Raw genomic sequence first — 1664 nt, forward strand, 5'->3', positions numbered from 1 at the left:
GCCCCGTTCGCGAAGTGGTTCGTGGGCGGGGAACTCAACGCCGCGTACAACGCGCTGGACCGGCATGTGGAGAACGGGCTCGGGGACCGGGTGGCGATCTACTTCGAGGGCGAGCCCGGCGATACCCGCACCTACACCTACGCGCAGCTGGCCGAGGAAGTGCGCAAGGCCGCCAACGCGTTTCAGTCCCTGGGCGTGGCCAAGGGCGACCGGGTCGCGGTCTACCTGCCGATGATCCCGGAAGCGGTGATCACCATGCTCGCCTGCGCCAGGATCGGCGCGGTGCACTCGGTGGTCTTCGGCGGCTTCTCCGCCGAGGCCCTGCGCTCGAGGATCGAGGACGCCGAGGCCAGGCTGGTGGTCACCGCCGACGGCACGTACCGGCGCGGCAAGCCAAGCCCGCTCAAGCCGGCGGTGGATCAGGCCCTGGCCGCCGAGGGGCACACGGTGGAGAACGTGGTCGTGGTCAAGCGCAACAACGAGCCTGTGGACTGGATTACCGGCCGGGACCAGTGGTGGCACGAGACCGTCGGGACCGCCTCCGGCGTGCACGCCGCCGTCGCCCACGATGCCGAGCACCCGTTGTTCATCCTCTACACCTCCGGCACCACCGGCAAGCCCAAGGGCATCCTGCACACCACCGGCGGCTACCTCACCCAGTGCGCCTACACCCACAAGGCCGTGTTCGACCTGCATCCGGAGACCGACGTGTACTGGTGCACCGCGGACATCGGCTGGGTCACCGGGCACTCCTACGTCACCTACGCGCCGCTGATCAACGGTGCCACCCAGCTGATGTACGAGGGCACCCCGGACACCCCGCACCAGGGCCGCTGGTGGGAACTGGTCCAGAAGTACAAGGTCTCCATCCTCTACACCGCCCCCACCGCCATCCGCACCATGATGAAGTGGGGCGAGGACATCCCGGCCAAATACGACCTGTCCAGCCTGCGCGTGCTCGGCAGCGTGGGCGAGCCGATCAACCCCGAGGCCTGGATGTGGTACCGCCGCGTCATCGGGGGCAACAAGGCCCCGATCGTGGACACCTGGTGGCAGACCGAGACCGGGGCGCACATGATCGCCCCGCTGCCCGGGATCACCGCCACCAAGCCCGGGTCCGCGCAGGTTCCGGTGCCCGGCATCGCCGCGGACGTGGTGGACGAGTCCGGCGCCTCCGTGCCCAACGGCCACGGCGGCTACCTGGTCATCCGCGAGCCCTGGCCGGCCATGCTGCGCGGCATCTGGGGCGACCCGGAACGCTTCAAGGACACCTACTGGTCCCGGTTCGAGGGCATGTACTTCGCCGGCGACGGCGCCAAGCGCGACGAGGACGGGGACATCTGGCTGCTGGGCCGGGTCGACGACGTGATGAACGTCTCCGGCCACCGCCTCTCCACCACCGAAATCGAATCCGCCCTCGTCTCCCACCCGGCCGTGGCCGAGGCCGCCGTCGTCGGGGCCGCGGACGAAACCACCGGCGAGGCGGTCGTCGCCTTCGTCATCCTGCGCGGCTCCGCCGCCGAAGGCGCGGACATCGTATCCGAGCTGCGCAACCACGTGGGCAAGGAAATCGGCCCCATCGCCAAGCCGCGCCAGATCCTCATCGTCCCGGAACTGCCCAAGACCCGCTCGGGCAAGATCATGCGCCGCCTGCTCAAGGACAT

Annotated in this window: 1 protein-coding gene; it reads left to right on the forward strand. The window is 69.4% G+C overall.

Annotated features, from left to right (window positions below; genetic code table 11):
* Positions 1-1664 (forward strand): acetate--CoA ligase (gene acs / locus HGG74_RS20755; protein ID WP_168489437.1); only part of this gene is annotated, 1664 nt, incomplete at both ends.

The organism is Arthrobacter mobilis (genome assembly GCF_012395835.1).
GTDB classification, from domain to species: domain Bacteria; phylum Actinomycetota; class Actinomycetes; order Actinomycetales; family Micrococcaceae; genus Crystallibacter; species Crystallibacter mobilis.